Raw genomic sequence first — 17424 nt, forward strand, 5'->3', positions numbered from 1 at the left:
ATTAAGGATTTAATTATTTTATTATAATAGAACTTATGAACTCGATTGATGCATATTTTATTGATTTAGACGGTACCTTCGTTGATATAGGTCATTTCAATGCTAGTTTTGCTAATTATCAAGCGGTTAAATTAGCACAGTCTAGAAAACAAAGAGTTATTTTTTCAACAGGTAGAAACATGACTTTTAATACTATGAAGATTTTGGCAAAATCAAATGTTGATTCTGCAATATTTTTAAATGGAGCAATCATAATGATTGAAGGAAAAATAGTGAAATCACTACCGATTGAAAATAAAGAAATTGAATTATTAAATGAATATTTAATGAATAAAAAAGGTGTATTCGTTGTTATTAATTCTGCAATTAATAAAAAAATACATAGTGGTAAAGTTTGAATGTTTCCTTTATTTTTGTTAGTGAAAATGCGTTTATTTAGTATGAAACATTTGAACACACTTTATCCAACTGTTTTTAAATATACATTAGGCTCAGTAAAACAAAAACGGATTTTAAAAATATATGAAGAATTAAAACAAATGAATTTAGATTTATCAATTACAACAAGCTATAAAGATAAGGTTATTGAAATTACCCATAAATCTGCAACAAAAGGTTATGCAACTAGTTATGTTTTAGAACAATTAAAAATAAATAAAGATAATGCTGTTCATATTGGAGATAGTATGAATGATTTTTCAACTAAAAATTATGTTAGCCGCTTAATTTGTATGGGTGATGGTAACCAAAGTCTTATGGAAAAATCAGATTACATTGGTCCAAGTCACAAAAAAGGCGGAGTAGCAAAAATAATTACCAATTATTCTGAATTTGTAAGAAAAAAATAGCTATATGCCTTTATAATACCAAAAGACGGCGCCATAGCTAAATGGCCAAGGCATGGGTCTGCAACACCCTGATTACCGGTTCGAGTCCGGTTGGCGCCTCCATATCACTAAAATAGTGGTCGCGGTGCAAGTCCGTAATTAGTGAAAAAATGCGCTAGTAGCTCAATTGGACAGAGTGTCTGGTTTCGGCCCAGAAGGTTGAGGGTTCAAATCCTTCCTGGCGCGCCATATCAGTAATGACCAAAAAAAGGAGAAATATGAACAATAACAACGCAAAATTTAGTTTTGAAGGACATCGAAAATTAACTGAATTACAAAAGTTAATTATTTCATTTATTGGTTCAGAATCAAAATCATTTCAAGAAATATTCGAAATGCTTGAAGTTCATTTTAATCAAAAATGAACAGAACAAGCAAATGAATTTGGAATTGATTATGAAAAATTATTAATTAAAAAACGTGGTGAAATTTATACATATCTAATTGCAGATGGAAACGTATCTGTAATTAGCGACAATAACGAATTTCGCTGAATAAACAAAAATGAAGAAACAATTTAATTAGGAGATTTATGTCAAAATTAGTATCTGCATCAAACATGTTAAAAAAGGCTGAACAAAATAAATACGCAGTTCCTCATATTAACATTAACAATTTAGAATGAGCTAAAGCAGCCTTAATGGCTGCTGAAAAAAATAAAAGCCCAATCATGTTAGCAACTTCATTAGGAGCTGTTAAATACATGGGTGGTATGAAAACTGTTTCTGCTTTAGTAAGTGCACTAATGGATGATTTAAAAATAACTGTACCAGTAGCTTTACATTTAGATCATGCTACAAAAGTTGAAGAAGTTAAATTGGCTATGGAAGTTGGATATACTTCAGTTATGTATGACGGAAGTCACAGTCCTTTTGAAGAAAACGTTAAAAATGTTAAGGAATTACTCGCAATTGCTAAATCTAAAGGTGTTTCTTTTGAAGCCGAAGTTGGTACTATCGGTGGAGAAGAAGATGGAATTGTTGGAAATGGTGATTTAGCTGATCCTGCTGAAGCCAAAATTATGGTTGATTTAGGAATTGATGTTTTAGCATGTGGAATTGGGAACATTCATGGTCCATATCCAAAAGAATGAAAATCATTAAATTTTGATAGATTGACTTTATTAAAAAAAGCTATCGGAAATCGAGGTATTGTTCTGCATGGTGGTAGTGGAATTCCTACAGATCAAATTAAAAAAGCAATTTCTTTAGGTGTAACAAAAATTAATGTTAATACTGAATTACAATTAGCTAATGCTGCTGCTATTAAAGATTTTGTTATTTCAGGCAAAATTGATGAAGGTAAAAACTTTGATCCTAGAAAAATATATGCTGGCGGAATTGAAGCCATCATAAATACTGTAAGCGAAAAAATGAGCGAATTCGGCTCAGTTGATAAAGCTTAGTAAAATTTAATTATTTTAATGCCAGTTTGGCATTTTTTTAATGTAATTTTTCAAATTAGAATAAAAATTTGCATTAATAAGTGTGAAGAAAAGATTTAAAAAAATTAAAGCAAGAATTTGAATGAAAATAATTTCAGTTTTTTCACTTTCGATCATTTTTACATTAGTAAGTTGTCAGAATAATACGAAACAAACTTACCACACTACAATAACTAGTGTTTATGATGGTGATACTTTTTATGATGATTTTAATACTTATAGGTTGTTTGGAGTTGATACACCCGAATTAAAAACTGATTCTATACTTAATTCTGGCTTACAAGGAAAATATGCTTTGGAAGCAACAAATTTAAGTAAAAAAGTTTTAATAAATCAAAAAATATCCATAACTAAAATTTCAGTTGATCCATATAAGAGAATAGTAGCAAAGGTGATAACTCAAAATGACGATTTAGCCAAAATTTTACTTTCAAAAGGATTAGCGATTGTTAAATATTTCAATTTGGAAAAAGGCAGCTTATATCATTATGATGATGAACCTTACTTTAATGAACTTTTAAAAGTTCAATCACAAGCTATAAAAACTAAATCTGGATTTTGAAAATTGGGAATAGAAAAAATGGCATTAATATTTCCAAAACACCAAAACATTTTTAAATAATTGTCTTTAATTACAAAAATAATTTTGCTAAATATGTTATTATTGCATTACTAAAAAATATAAACAAATGTGTTTATGTGAAAGGATAGTTATGCAAAAAGACATTCACCCAAAAACACAAAGTGTTGATGTAACATGTTCAACATGTTCAACAAAATACACTTTTGTTAGTTCTAAAACAAACATCCATGCTGATATTTGTGCAAGCTGTCACCCTTTTTATACAGGTGATAGATCAATGGCAAAATCAACTGGTCAAATTGACAAATTTAACCGTCGTTACATTAAAACAAACAAAAAATAGTTTAATTATTATTTCAAAGCACTGCAAGGTGCTTTTTTTATTACAATTATTTGATTATGGATTTATTAGTTGAGTATGGCGGCATATTTATAAAATGTCTGTATGTTTTAAAATAAATCAGTTAATTATCGAAAGTATAATTTAAAATAATTTTATGAATAAATTTTTTGAAGAAATGCGCAAAAAAGCTGGAGGTATAGAATCTGAATGATTTCATTACAAAGAGTTTCAAAATTCAACCGAAAACCAAAAAAGAGGTTGAAAAATACATATTTCAACTTTTGCAAAGGACTTGGTTCCGGTTCTCGAAAAAACAATTGACTATTGCTTAAAAAATTTATTAACTTTTAAATTTTGAAAAATTTTGATATTTTTAACGAAAGTTTTACAAATAATTTCAACTATATCCAATACGGAAAATTTATAACTATTTATATTGCAAATAAATCAGATTTACGTAACCATCTAGAAAATTTACATGAAATACTTCCGTTTTCGATATCTCCTTTGATTGTAAGCGATAAGCAATTTCGATTAGGTAGATGTTTTTATAGGTATGGTGATTTTGTTGAAAACAAAAAAAGAACTTTAACAAATGAAAATCCAGCCCCTACTCTTGCAAATTATTTTTTTAAAAATAAATTTATAACTATACAAGGAAAAAAATATTTTTTTATAAGTGTCGTAAGTGAAAACAATTTCAGAGTCTTAACTAAAGTTAAGGATATAGATAATAATTTTTTTATCGTAAAAATTGCCAAAAAATATGGTGATGAATTTTTAAATTTAAATTTTGACAAAATTATTGAAACAGAATTCAAAAATTTGAATAAGCTTTTTGAATTACAGATGATTAGAATTGAACCCATTTTAATTGAAAAATTCAATCATTATATTCTTTTGAAAGAATACTACAATGGTATTGAATATAAAGATATTAGAGTGTTGCACGGTATCGATAATATTCAAATTGATAAACTTTATTTCGCGCAGATGTTGACAAATTTAATTGATGAAGTGTTGAAATATTGAAAAAAGGGAATTGCAATAAATGATTTAAAATTAATGAATTTTGTACTTGATGAAAAAAGCTCTAAATGAAATCTAGTTGATTTTGAAACTTTATATTTTTTTGAAATAGAAAAGGAAATTGAATTATCAAATGAACTAAATAGAGACGTTAGATTCAAAGGTGTGGAACCAATTAAAAAGGAAATAATGCAATTAGTTTATTCCATTTTAGATTATTGTGGAAATTTTAATAGATTACTACTTATCGACAATACAGGGGAAAAATCATTTTTTTTAGCTTCTGAATATTTCAAGGCTCATAATATGAGTAAAATTTTTGAATATCTTAATATTTTAAAAAATGAATTAACAATTTCTTCACTTCTAAGTTTTTATAGTGAATTAAAAAAATTCCAGAATTCATTAACTGAAAATACTCGACTTAGTTTACTTGATAGATCAATATATTTCAATGGTTTTTTAGTTTTAGATAATTTCGAAAATTATTGTATGTCAATTAATTGTGAAAATAAATTTAATAAAAATTATACTTTAGTCGAAAATAGTTTTATTAAAGATGCAAAAAACTATATAAAACGCAAGAAACCATTTTACCGCTTTTTGCAAATTTCAATATCAAAGAAAAATATTGACACAAAAATAAAAGAAATTAAATCAGAATTAATGGAAATTCTTGTATTTACAAATGAGTCTTTATATGTAAATAACGGAGATATTCTGAACCCTTCTATTGATGGTGGTTCAGCACTTTTGTTATTGATATTAATTGAAATACAAGGTATATTAAAATCTGATTATATAGTTGCAATTATCGAAACATTATCTTATGGTTTATTATCTTCAATTTTACAAAAAACATCTTTCGAAGAAGGAGTTATTGGTTATTGTTATGCTCTTTTAAAAGCGACTGAATATTTAGAAAATGAGGAATACGTTCCAATGGTTGTAAAAATGTTAAGTTATTGAAGTTATAACATTAAAATAGTTGAAAAAAAATTATATATTGCTGATTATCCGAATTCATTTAGAGAAGTTTCTGATGAGGAATTTTCACTCTTTTTAAAAATTTTATCTAAGCTACCAATATTAATTTTATAGCATTTCGTTTAAAAAAGTGTCCCACAGTGTTGCGACACTTTTTTAAACGAAATGCTATAATGGTGTTCCGTTGAATTTACTTGAATTTTTTGTTGTAAAATTTCTTAAATCTGATTCAGAACTACCTTTAGATTTAGAATTAACTGAACATTTTCAAGTAATTGTTATTCCGGCTGCGTTTTGTTGTTTATCATCGAACGCATTTTTTGCATTTAGATCTGCTTTTTTAAATGTAGATAAATCAACTTCATCATTGTATACAAATTTTATATTGTCTTCATTTGAATCTAATTGTTTTAAAAATTCAAAAACTTTTTTCAAATTATCCATATTTCCTCCTTTCTAAATAGATATGTAAATTTTACAACATATATAATTCAAAAATTTTTTAAAAAATTTAATTATTTAAAACTGATTTTTTACTACTTTTTTAAGTATTGTAAAAAAATTAAAAATTTGATTGTTTTAAACATAAATTAAATATTTTACATTCTAAAATTTTTTGAAAAATAAGGTCTAAATATATATTTTTTACTAAAATATTTAATTAAGTATATTTAAAGGAGGTAAATATGAGACATTTACTTAAAAACAAATTTTTATTTATATCAACAGTGAGTTTAAAGATTATCGCCTCTATTTCCGCCGTTGCTGTACTTTATATTTTTGGTAATTTATTTAATGAAATCATTGTAAATTCAAATCTTTTAACAGTTGAAAACCTTAAATCAAACTTTTTATCAACAGAATTATATTCATTCAGACTATTTTTATGGTTGTTTATTGGGTTAGGATTTGGCTCAATTGCTTTATTTATAATTTCTGCTAAATTAGTAAATTACAATATTAATATAGCTAATAATTCACTACTATTAACATTTACAAAGGACTTGGAATTTTCTAATTTGGATAAAAAAGAGTTAGCTAATTATAAATCAGCCTTTACTAATATTTCTGTTCACATTCATGAAAAAATATTTAAAGAATTTTACTTAGCTGTTTCATTTATAACATCAACAATTTCATCATTAGTTTTTATCGCGATTATCCAAATTCATTTTTTATGAATTAGTGTAATTATTTTAATTGTGGTTACAGCAATTTCAATTTTTGCAGGACCGCTTCAAAATAAGGCATATCAAAACATTCAACAAAGTTCAACTAGGTATGTTGGTGACACAAATTATTTATTTTTAAGTAAAGATGTTTTTACCTTCAATTCGAAATCAAACTTTTTTTCAAAACTGCTAAATAGAAGTTTTGAAAACTATAAATATAAAATTTTAAAAGCAAATAGACAAATGACTTACTTTGGAATCATCTTGAATATTTTAATTGTTTTTGCTCAATCCTCATTTTTCGTAATTGCAGGTGTGATGTATTTTAGCTTTACAAGTTTAAATATACAAGTCGGTTTAATTGTTGCAATTCTTGGTTATAGTGGAACATTAAGTGCTGCATTTTCAATGAGTCTTAATTCAGTTTTTACAGTCCTTGGTGCTTCAAAAATGTTGAATGCTTTCAAAGTTATTAAAAGAAAAACTGACGGTGCAAATATAGAAAAAATAAATTCCATTAACATTAAAAATTTTGAACTTAAATCTGGAGAAAATATCTTACAAAAAGACATTAATTTTTTAGTTAAAAATAATTCTAAAATTTTAATTTCAGGTCAAAGCGGAACAGGTAAAAGTTTTATGCTTGATCACTTAATTGGGATAACAAAAGTAGAAAATGATTTTATTTTTATCAACGATAAGCAAATTAATCAAATTGATTTAAATTCTTATTGAAAAAATATTACATATCTAAATCACGAACCTTATATATTTTCTGGTTCTGTTTTAAAAAATATTGTTTTAGATTCACAAATTGTTCAAACTAAATTGAATAAAATTGTCGAATTGCTAGGACTAGAAAAAATAATTAATTCAGATTCAAAAAGTGCAAAATTTTCAGCTGGTGAAAAGCAAAAAATTGCGCTAGCAAGAGCTTTATATAGTCCTAAAGAACTTTGAATAGTTGATGAAGCACTTTCAAATATTGATGCATCAACTAGACATAAAATTCTAGATTTTTTATTAAAACAAAACATTACTTTAATAGCAATTGAACACCATACAACAGAAGGAGAAAAATTATTATATGACAACGTTATTAAATTTTAATCGTCCGGTTAATTATTACTTAAAAAAGTCTACTTTGGTTGCAATACTTTTAATAATTTCAGACATTGTTGGCACTGGATTTTTAATAGCCGGAGGATTTTACATTACAACATTAATGAATATGTTAATAATTAATAATGCAAATCAATTTTATCTTGGTATACCTGTTTTAGCTGCAATCACTGTAGCAGCTATAATTGGTTTAACATCTAAAAATTATTTAGTTGCCGTTTTTGAGTTGAAAATTCAAAAAATTATGCGCCATGATTTAGTAGATTTTACAAATCATCTTTCTTATAATGACCAACAAAAAATAGGGCTTGAAATTTTGCACAATTGATTTAATTTAGATATTGAAAAACTATCTACAAATATAGTTAAAATATTCAACGCTTGAACAAATACATTAGTAAGTTTGATTGTCACATTTATTTTATTTGCAACATATCCTGATTCTAACATCCTTTTAGCTATTTTATTTGTGGTAGGTGTTTTAATAAATTTGTTTTTACCACTATTACTAAAAAATCTAATTTCTAATAGAGAGTTAAATGTTAGTAAAACTCAAGATAAGTTTTCACAAATAGTAAGTGATTTTATAGATTCGCTAAGATATTTAACACTAAATTTTTATGTTAAATATGCATCAGAAAAAATTTGTAATGCTATTTCAAATAGAAACAAATCATATAAAGATTTAAGTGATTCTAGATCATATAAAAGTACAATTAATCAACTTAGTCAATTTCTATATGAATTAGCATTTTATATTTTAATTATTATTTTATTTTTATATAGGGATAATCTAAGTCCAGTAATAGCTTTGTCTAGTATTGCTATTATGGTAACAATTAGCGAAACATTTAAGCAAGCAATTGCTTCGACAGAACTTTTATCTGACAGTTTAGTTAATTACAAATCAAATAAAAAAATTATTGATAAATGAAATACAGAATTTGAAAATATGATTTTAGATAATAATTTCGAATCATCTCAAATAATAAACTCAATTAAATTTATTAATTTTAGTTCTAAATTTATAAATTCATCATTAGCAAATCCAATATCATTCGAACTAAATAAAGACAATTCTAAATGTTTGATTTTAGGTAAAAATGGAAGTGGGAAGTCAACATTAATTAATACGATCCTGAAAATAAATACAGAATACGAAGGAACAATATTATTAAATGACAAGGATATAAAAAAATGATCTCAAAAAGAAATTTTAGATTCTCTTGCATACACAAATAATATAAATAAAGTTTTTGAATTAACAATTGATGAAAATATATCACTAACTGAAAATGATAAAGTTTCTTCAGAAATCAAAAAATCTGCATTAATAAATTTTGATGAACCAGCTTCAAACATATTGAATTTATCAACAGGTCAAAAGCAAAGAATTGATTTAGCTAGAAATTTCTTTAGAAATAAAAATTTCGGAATTTATGATGAAGCTTTATCTAATATAGATGAAAAACAAAGAAAAGAAATTGAATCAAGAATATTGGAAAATAATGACAAATTAGTTATGTTTATATCTCATAGTATTGATGAACAACAGCAAAATAAATTTAATAAAATTATTAAACTTTAATCAAAATTTATATTTTATAAAAGGTCAGTTTACACTGATTTTTTATTTTTTTTGGCATTTAAAAACTTTGAGTGCTAAATCTAAACTTAACATATAATAATATTAGTATTTTCAACAATAAGGAGTATCTATTATGAAAAAAAATGGAAAAAATATAATAAAAAATTCTAAATATATCGAACATGATAAAATCGAAAATTTCAAGTCACTAGATGATTATACAAGTCAATTTGACAAGGATTCAAAATATGAAGATGCAGGATATGGTAGTCACGAATTCGACACATATAGTTCTAGCGAAGATTATCCATCTTTTGAAACCTCAGAAAAATATCCAATAGAAGATTATGCTCCAGAATTATTGGACCACGATTTTGATATTACAGCAACTCATCAAACTCATCAGCCTGTTTCAAAAACTGTGCCAAGCAGCAACTTTAATTTTGAGCCAAAGGAAAAATTTAAATTCCAAACTTTTGATCCGAATTTAAGACAAAAATATTCAACTCAAGAATTTTTAACACAGTCACAACCAATTCCAAGAGCAATGCAATTTACTCAAGAATTTGGTTATTCAAACAATCAAAATATAAACGCACCTCAAATTTACGAAACAACACAATACACAATTCCTGACAGTTTCGATTACAACAAATATCCTGTTGCTGCAAAAACCCCAAACAATCAGTATTATCTAAATTACTATAATCAAAACCAAAGACTTGACAATGTAAATTATGAATATCCTGAAATTGATAATTTTTCAGAACCAATTGGTGGTAATTTATTACCTTTAAATAACAACATTAATAGCACACAAAACTTACCAAGTATCGGCAATAATTCATATTACCAACCACAATATCAAAGTCAAAATAGTTATTATCCAGCTAAAGTAAATACAAGTGCTTACCAATTTAGTACATATAACACAAATAGCTATACATTACCAACTCCAGTAGTAGAAAATTATGTCGATAATACAGAAATGGTTGACATTACAAATCTTCATAATTATTCAAGTGGATACAATCAATTTGATTACTACAATAATCAAAAAAATCATACAAACACATTTAACAACTCTTATCAAAATACTAATTTATTACCTGCTAATAATCCTTATTTTTCTAATTCTCCTTATGGATCTAATGAATACGGACAAAATTATTATCAAACACCAGCTGTAAAGAATAAAAGTCAAACGGAACTTTCAAATTTAAGTGCTAGAAGTAGAGAAAGAATCAAAAATATTGAGTATTTATTGCAAACTAATTTAATATCAAAAATTCAGTTTGATAAAGCAAAAAAACAAATTATTGAAAACGATAACAATTCTAAATTTAAAACAAGTGAACTTGGATTTGACAAATTTAACAAAAAAGTGACAAAGTAAATAAATATGAAAGACATAAAACTAAACGAAAGACAGTTGACAATTTTTATGGACATTGTCAGATATTTTATGTCAACTGGTGAAGCATTAGGTTCATCAAGATTACTTGAAATTTCCAATTTGAAAGTTTCCCCAGCAACAGTTAGAAATATTATGGTTGAATTAGAAAAATTCAATTTAATTGAAAAATCTCATATTTCGGCCGGAAGAGTCCCTTCAAAATTGGGACTGCAATTTTATACACACAATTTAAACTATTCTGAAGATAAAGAATTACGAAGTCGTATGGAGCAAATTTTTAGTTCAAGAGATTTATCAAATCAACAAACACTAGAAATTGCTTTGAAAACAATTTCAGATTCCATGGGGATAACTTTAATTGCCTCTGAAAAAAATTTAGACTTACAACTAGTATCATTGCAACTTATCCCAGTAAGCACTAGCAGTGCTACAGTTATTATTTTAACAAGTGATGGCGAAGTCCAAAGTAATATTATTAATTTAGATCAAGATAAAATAATTGAAAACATCAGTTTAAAAGATTTGAGTATTGTAATTAGAATTTTTAATGAAAGACTAAAAGGCGTTAAATTAAAAGATATTGTTTCTTATGCTGAAGCAATGCTTCCTATTTTAGAAGAGAGCATTCATCAAAAAGAAGCAATATTACGTAAAATTATTTCTAAAATTTTTACTCAATACAGCAACAGATATACAAATAAAGTTTACGGTAGAGCCAACTTGATAAAAAGTGATCAACTAGATAAAGAAACTGTAATTGAAATATTAGAAATTATAGAAACTCGTTCAATTTGAGAAATGATTGATAATGATGATCCTGATGAAAAAATAAAAATTGATATTAGAGACAATAATACAAGTTTTTTGGCAACTAAAATTGAACATGAAAATGGAAAAAAAGAAATATCAGTTGTTGGTGATAATAGGATCGATTTAGCTAAAACTAAATGAGCTTTTGAACTACTATCAGAGTTAATGTCAAAATACAAAAATAATAACACAGACTAAAGGAGTTAATTATGGAAACTTATTCAAAAGGTGACAAAATCTTAGTGGATGTATCAGCATTTAATGGAGAAGATGTAATTAAAAAGTGAGAAAGAACTAATATGGTTCTTGAGTTAGGTGAAAATCAATATATTGATGGTTTTGATGATTTAATAATTGGAAAAGAAAAAATGGAATATTATTCCCTTAAAATGGATTATTTAGATAAAAAAACTGAAGAAGTTCAGGAAATTACTTTTGAAGTTCATAATAAAATTGATCGACTAGAAGAATTCATTGATGTTCAATCTGAATCTGAAAAAAAAGAGTCTAAAAAAGATAATAAATGAAAACAGAAGTACAAAGATGAACTAAAAAAGGTTAAAGATCTTGAAGAAAAAAATTCCAAATTACAAGAAAAATTAGATTTAAATTTAAAACTACAAGAAATTCAATTAAAAAGCTTTGAATCAAAAGCAAAAACAGTAATTGAAGAACGAGTTAGTGCTGAAAAATCAATAATGGAACAACATATTTCTGAAGCGAAGAAATATTCAGCTCAAAAAATGTTAGAAGATGCTTTACCAATAATACATAATATTGAAAAAGCTATTTCATACGCAAATAAAAGTGAAAACCAAGAAGTAAAGAATTATGTTATTGGTTTTTCACATTTATTAAATCAACTTGAACGAGTTTTTGAAGATCATAATATTATTAAAATTAGTCCTATTGAAGGCGATTTATATGACCCTGAAAAGCACGACATTTTAGAAACAGTAATTGATTTAGAATCCGAAAATGATACAGTTAAAGAAGCAACAAGCTCAGGTTTCATGCTTCATGACAGAATTATTATTCCTTCAAAAGTAAGAGTAGTAAAAAATCCTGAAAAACTGAAAGTGAAGATGTTGAGGAAATAACAGAATAATTTCTAATTAAATGGTTAAGCCATTTTTTTTATTTTTTTTAGCACTTGAACTAAATGAGTGCTAAAATACTATTAATACAAATCTTTAAATTAATTTTAGAAAAGGAGTTATTATGGCAAAAGAAATAATATTAGGAATCGATTTAGGTACAACTAATTCTGTTGTAAGTATAATCGAAAATAAAGAGCCAAAGGTTTTAGAAAACCTAAACGGTAAAAGAACAACACCTTCAGTTGTTGCTTTTAAAAATGGAGATGTAATCGTTGGAGAAGTTGCTAAACGTCAGTTAGAAACTAACCCAGATTCAGTTGCTTCAATAAAAAGATTAATGGGAACAACACAAACAGTTAAATTAAATGGTAAAGATATGAAACCAGAAGAAGTTTCAGCTTTAATTCTTGAAAATTTAAAAACATATGCTGAAAAGAAAATTGGACACAAAGTTTCTAAAGCTGTTATTACAGTTCCTGCTTATTTTAATAATGCACAAAGAGAAGCTACAAAAATTGCTGGTAAAATCGCTGGTTTAGAAGTAGCAAGAATTATTAACGAACCAACTGCTGCGGCACTTGCATTTGGTATTGATAAAAAAGATAAAGAACAAAAAGTATTGGTTTATGACTTAGGTGGAGGAACATTTGACGTTTCTATATTAGATTTAGAAAATTGAACTTTTGAAGTTTTAGCAACATCTGGAGATAATCATTTAGGTGGAGATGACTGAGATCACGTTATTGTTGATTGATTAATTGAAAAAATTAAAGAAGAACATGATTTTGACGCAAAAAGCGACAAAATGGTTTTAGCAAGACTAAAAGAAGCAGCTGAAAAAGCAAAAATTGATTTATCAAGCCAAAACGTAGCACAAATTACATTACCATTCTTAACAATGAAAGAAACAGGTCCGGTAAACGTTGATTTAGAACTTAAACGATCTTTATTTGAAGAAAAAACAGCACATCTTGTTGATAGAACAAGAAAACCTATTGAAGATGCATTAAAAGAAGCTAACTTAAAAGCAAGTGATTTAGACGAAGTTCTTTTAGTTGGTGGTTCAACTAGAATTCCTGCAATTCAACAAATGGTTCAAACAATATTAGGAAAACAACCTAACCGTTCAATTAACCCAGATGAAGTTGTTGCAATGGGTGCTGCAATTCAAGGTGGTGTTTTAGCTGGAGATATTGACGATGTTTTACTATTAGACGTAACACCTTTAACTTTAGGAATAGAAACAATGGGTGGAGTAGCAACACCATTAATTCCAAGAAACACAACCATTCCAGTAACAAAAAGTCAAATTTTCTCTACAGCACAAGATAATCAAACTGAAGTAACAATTAATGTTGTTCAAGGTGAAAGATCTATGGCTGCAGACAACAAAACATTAGGACAGTTTAACCTTTCAGGTATTGAACCAGCTCCTAGAGGTATTCCGCAAATTGAAGTTTCTTTCTCAATTGATGTTAATGGTATTACAACAGTAAAAGCAAAAGACAAAAAAACAAATAAAGAAACAGAAATCGTTATTAAAAATTCAACTTCACTAACAGAAGATGAAATCAATCAAATGGTTAAAGATGCTGAAGAAAATAGAGAAGCTGATAAAGTTAAAAAAGAAAAAGTTGAAATTACAGTTAGAACTGAATCTTTAATTTCACAACTTAAAAAGTCAATTTCAGATCAAGGCGATAAAGCAGACCCTAAAGTAGTAGAAGAATCTGAAAAACAAATTAAGGAATTAGAAGACTTGTTAAAAGACGAAAAATTTGATGAACTTAAAACAAAACTAGATCAAATTGAAAGTGCAATCAATGCATTTGCTCAACAAGCTGCTCAAGCTAAAGCAAACAGTTCTGATTCTGATAATATTGATTCTGTAGAAGCTGAAGAAGCAGAAGAAATCAAATAAATCAATAGAATTATTCAAAAAACGCCCAGCGCGTTTTTTTCATTTTACATTAGTTTATTAATTAAATTAAGGTTTAAAAGATCAAAACATGCACATAAAAAAATTTAAAAAAAATTTAATCTTTTTTTACACGTATGTTGATTTTAGTGTAATATATATATCAAGTGGTCATAGCACAATGTATACCTGATACCATTCCGAACTCAGTAGTCAAGCATTGTTGCGCCGAAGATACCTGAAAAGGGAAAATAGGTCGCCGCTTTTTTTATTTCTTTTTTTGGAGTAACAATGAGTTTTAGCAAAAAAATAAAAAACGAGATTTTAGAACAAAGTTTCGAATTAAAAGGATTTGAAGAATTGCTTCGTGGTTTCATAATTACATCGGCACACACTATAACTGACAACAGCGTTATTTGTAAAATAACAAATCAAAATATTAAATTGCAACTTATTTATCTATGTGCAAAATTTGACATCCGACATGGTTTTAGCACCGAACACAATAATGATTTGATGTTTGACAAAAAGTATTACAATTTAAAAGAAATAAAAAATCCAAAATTATTTTATGGCGGAGTTTTCATAGCTAGAGGAAGTGTAAGTTCAATTGATAGTAAAATTTTTCATCTTGAGTTCAGCGTGAATAATAAGGAAAATTTTGATTTTATAACAAACTTTTTACTCCAGCCTCAATACAATTTTAATCTCAAAACCATTAGCCGCAAAAATAAGCATGTGGCATATATTAAAAAACAAGAATCAATTAGTGATTTCCTTTTAGCACTAGGATTGGTACAAATTCATTTAGAATTTAATAATCAATTAAACCAGCACAAAATGGAAGGCTATGTTTCAAAATTAGCTCATTTAGATGAAATTAATACAGATAAAATCGTAAAGGCTAGCTTAAAACACATAAAAATGATTGATTTCATATTAGCTAATAATTACATTAATGAATTTAGCCCAGAACAAATGAAATTATTTGAAATAAAAAAGAACCAACCTTATTTGAGTTTGGAAGGATTAAGAGACGGTTTAGAAGAAGAAGATATTGAAATCAGTCGTAGTGGGATTAACCATTGACTTAGAAAGCTTAAAAAAGTTTTTCTAGATAAAGGTGGAGTGCTATAATTAGGCAATGAAGGAGAAAAAATGAGTGAACAAAATTTAGAAAATAATTATTCGAATTTAAGAATTAAAAAAACTTATTCATATACTGCATCAAAATATTATGGATTTACATTTTTAATATTTGCAATTGCTTCAGCTATTTTGGTATTAGGAGTCTATTTATTTACATATTTTAATGTAGCTAATAGAATTGTGATGGCATCAGATATATCGGTGTTAAGTATTATATTCTTTGTGCCACTTATACTTTTATTCATTTTTAGTTTTTTTAGACATAAAATGCCCCCAAAAGTATTTATACCTATATCAATATTTTTGATGTTGGTTATTTCCTTTTGAATTTCTACAATAGTTTCTTTATTAATCATTTACACTTCAATTGATTTAAACAACATTATATTAATATTCTTTATTCCAGTTGCTTTTATGCTACTTGCTGGTGTAACTGCTTGAATTCCAGGTTTAAAGATTTCTAAAGCATACAATTTGCTATTAATCGGAACCATAGCTGTTTTTGTAACTTTAATTGTTGGTTATTTTGTTACTTCAAACTGAGTCAATACCGCAATACTTACTTTGATGACAATTGTTTACTTTTTAATGAGTGTTATTGAAATGTATGTACTTAAAAAGCGTGCTAAATATGTTTCACAAATTGGTGGAAGAATGCCATTGGGTGAATTATTACTAATAAGTTTTGATAGTGCTTTCAATTTGTTCTATATATATGCAATGTTAGTTTATTATGCTGCTTTATTATTCGGTAAAAGATAGTGTCTCATATTGAGACATTTTTTATATAATTTTTTTATGAATGATTTAAAAATAATTATAAATGGTAATTCACTTTTATGGTTTGCCGAAAGTGAATGTTTAGCTTTTTTTAGTAAACATAATTCTGATAATTTAAATGAAATTATTTTTGATGATCGTAAACTTACAAAATTAAATCACTTTATTACACTTAGTAAAGCCAATCAATTACATGACACAAATTCTATATCTTTATCGTTTGATAAAGGATTTTGATTATATGTTAATGAGTCTGATACCATCATTGATTTATCAGATTTTAATCCAACAATAAAACCAATTAAACACCCACATTTAAATCAATTGAAATATAAATATCGATCACTATGGAACCAATTTCTATCAAATGAAATTAACTATAATGATTATTCTGAATTAATTACGGATGCTGCAATTTTAATACAACATATTGCCATATTTTTTAAGCCAGCCATATTGCATTTTTCTGGTAATTTTTTTTATACAAATAAGTGAATTGTTAAAAAATCCCTAGATTATGTTTTTAAAATTTTTTCACAAATCAGTACACGTAAAATAATGTTTGATTACTTTGATTATTCAAATATTGAAAAAAGCTTTCAATTCTCTGAAAGCTTAGATTTAAATAAAAAATTTATAACTAAATTGATAGAAAGAAATAATTAATAATTTTTGTCAATTGAACCGTTTTTAAGATAGACAATAACTTTACCACCAATTTTATCAGCTAATTCTTTTGCTCTTTTAACTGCTTCTGGTTTATTTTCTACTTCATCAGATTTTCTTACAGAATTACCTCTTTTAATAACTCATGTATTTGTGTGATTACCTTTTTCATCTTTACCGGCTACAACATAATATGTAGTTGACAATTCTCTAGTGTTATTCATATCAGTCCTTTATTTATTTAATATATTTATTATTATATAATAATTTTATAATTTTAAATATTTAGATTTTCATTGAATTTGCTAAAGAATTAGTAAGCTGATTATAATTAGCTAAAAATTTGCTTTAAAATATCTTTTTCATAGTAACACGTATACAATTTTAAGAAAAAAAACTTTTATTCATAATTTTCAAAAACGTGAAAAT

At 26.3% G+C, this 17424-nt stretch carries 17 protein-coding genes, 2 tRNA genes and 1 rRNA gene; 18 read left to right on the forward strand and 2 right to left on the reverse strand.

Going from position 1 to position 17424, the window contains the following annotated elements:
* Positions 1-35 precede the first annotated feature (35 nt).
* The 8 genes from CG473_RS01345 (at position 36) to CG473_RS01385 (ending at position 5387) form a co-directional block, all read left to right on the forward strand.
* Complete coding sequence (locus tag CG473_RS01345; protein WP_094254514.1) at positions 36-848, forward strand: HAD-IIB family hydrolase; 813 nt, start codon at positions 36-38, stop codon at positions 846-848.
* A 27-nt stretch (positions 849-875) separates the two neighbouring features.
* Positions 876-950 (forward strand) — tRNA-Cys (locus CG473_RS01350).
* Between the two features lie 49 nt (positions 951-999).
* Positions 1000-1076 (forward strand) — tRNA-Arg (locus tag CG473_RS01355).
* A 29-nt stretch (positions 1077-1105) separates the two neighbouring features.
* Entirely contained in the window at positions 1106-1408 is a 303-nt protein-coding gene (locus tag CG473_RS01360; protein ID WP_094254515.1) for a hypothetical protein, read from the forward strand.
* 11 nt (positions 1409-1419) lie between these two features.
* Entirely contained in the window at positions 1420-2292 is an 873-nt protein-coding gene (gene fba, locus CG473_RS01365) for a class II fructose-1,6-bisphosphate aldolase (RefSeq protein WP_094254516.1), read from the forward strand.
* 121 nt (positions 2293-2413) lie between these two features.
* The gene (locus CG473_RS01370; protein ID WP_094254517.1) at positions 2414-2953 is read left to right on the forward strand and encodes a thermonuclease family protein; all 540 of its coding nucleotides are present in this window, start codon (positions 2414-2416) and stop codon (positions 2951-2953) included.
* A gap of 91 nt (positions 2954-3044) precedes the next feature.
* Positions 3045-3257 carry a 50S ribosomal protein L31 gene (gene rpmE / locus CG473_RS01375; protein ID WP_094254518.1) on the forward strand — a complete coding sequence of 71 codons (213 nt, stop codon included), beginning with the start codon at positions 3045-3047 and terminating at the stop codon, positions 3255-3257.
* A gap of 354 nt (positions 3258-3611) precedes the next feature.
* Entirely contained in the window at positions 3612-5387 is a 1776-nt protein-coding gene (locus tag CG473_RS01385) for a class III lanthionine synthetase LanKC N-terminal domain-containing protein (RefSeq protein WP_094254520.1), read from the forward strand.
* Positions 5388-5441: 54 nt separating this feature from the next.
* On the opposite strand, the gene CG473_RS01390 is transcribed toward CG473_RS01385, so the two are convergent.
* Positions 5442-5717 (reverse strand): hypothetical protein, encoded by a 276-nt coding sequence (locus CG473_RS01390; RefSeq protein WP_094254521.1) that lies wholly within the window; start codon positions 5715-5717, stop codon positions 5442-5444.
* 242 nt (positions 5718-5959) lie between these two features.
* Between CG473_RS01390 and CG473_RS01395 the strand changes: the two genes are divergently transcribed.
* From CG473_RS01395 to CG473_RS01440, 10 genes are all read left to right on the forward strand, one after another.
* On the forward strand, positions 5960-7555 hold the full coding sequence (locus CG473_RS01395) for an ATP-binding cassette domain-containing protein (protein ID WP_094254522.1): 1596 nt from the start codon (positions 5960-5962) through the stop codon (positions 7553-7555).
* Positions 7533-9155, forward strand: a complete 1623-nt coding sequence (locus CG473_RS01400; protein WP_094254523.1) for an ABC transporter ATP-binding protein — start codon at positions 7533-7535, stop codon at positions 9153-9155. The genes CG473_RS01395 and CG473_RS01400 overlap by 23 nt, the downstream gene beginning before the upstream one ends.
* Positions 9156-9288: 133 nt before the next feature.
* Positions 9289-10551 carry a hypothetical protein gene (locus tag CG473_RS01405; protein WP_094254524.1) on the forward strand — a complete coding sequence of 421 codons (1263 nt, stop codon included), beginning with the start codon at positions 9289-9291 and terminating at the stop codon, positions 10549-10551.
* A 6-nt stretch (positions 10552-10557) separates the two neighbouring features.
* Positions 10558-11580 (forward strand): hypothetical protein, encoded by a 1023-nt coding sequence (locus CG473_RS01410; protein WP_094254525.1) that lies wholly within the window; start codon positions 10558-10560, stop codon positions 11578-11580.
* 11 nt (positions 11581-11591) lie between these two features.
* Positions 11592-12482, forward strand: a complete 891-nt coding sequence (gene grpE, locus CG473_RS01415) for a nucleotide exchange factor GrpE (RefSeq protein ID WP_094254526.1) — start codon at positions 11592-11594, stop codon at positions 12480-12482.
* Positions 12483-12603: 121 nt separating this feature from the next.
* Positions 12604-14403, forward strand: coding sequence for a molecular chaperone DnaK (dnaK, locus tag CG473_RS01420; RefSeq protein ID WP_094254527.1), 1800 nt, complete (start codon positions 12604-12606; stop codon positions 14401-14403).
* 160 nt (positions 14404-14563) lie between these two features.
* A 5S ribosomal RNA gene (gene rrf, locus CG473_RS01425) occupies positions 14564-14668 on the forward strand.
* A gap of 23 nt (positions 14669-14691) precedes the next feature.
* Positions 14692-15537 carry a DNA-binding protein WhiA gene (gene whiA / locus CG473_RS01430; RefSeq protein ID WP_094254528.1) on the forward strand — a complete coding sequence of 282 codons (846 nt, stop codon included), beginning with the start codon at positions 14692-14694 and terminating at the stop codon, positions 15535-15537.
* 21 nt (positions 15538-15558) lie between these two features.
* The gene (locus CG473_RS01435) at positions 15559-16311 is read left to right on the forward strand and encodes an MAG0110 family membrane protein (protein WP_094254529.1); all 753 of its coding nucleotides are present in this window, start codon (positions 15559-15561) and stop codon (positions 16309-16311) included.
* 36 nt (positions 16312-16347) lie between these two features.
* Entirely contained in the window at positions 16348-16995 is a 648-nt protein-coding gene (locus tag CG473_RS01440) for a hypothetical protein (protein ID WP_094254530.1), read from the forward strand.
* Here the strand turns inward: CG473_RS01440 and CG473_RS01445 are convergent.
* Entirely contained in the window at positions 16992-17219 is a 228-nt protein-coding gene (locus tag CG473_RS01445) for a DUF2188 domain-containing protein (RefSeq protein WP_094254531.1), read from the reverse strand. The genes CG473_RS01440 and CG473_RS01445 overlap by 4 nt on opposite strands.
* Positions 17220-17424 lie beyond the last annotated feature (205 nt).

Origin of the sequence: Mycoplasma testudineum, assembly GCF_002245785.1 — a bacterium.
GTDB classification, from domain to species: domain Bacteria; phylum Bacillota_I; class Bacilli_A; order Mycoplasmatales; family Metamycoplasmataceae; genus Mycoplasmopsis_B; species Mycoplasmopsis_B testudinea.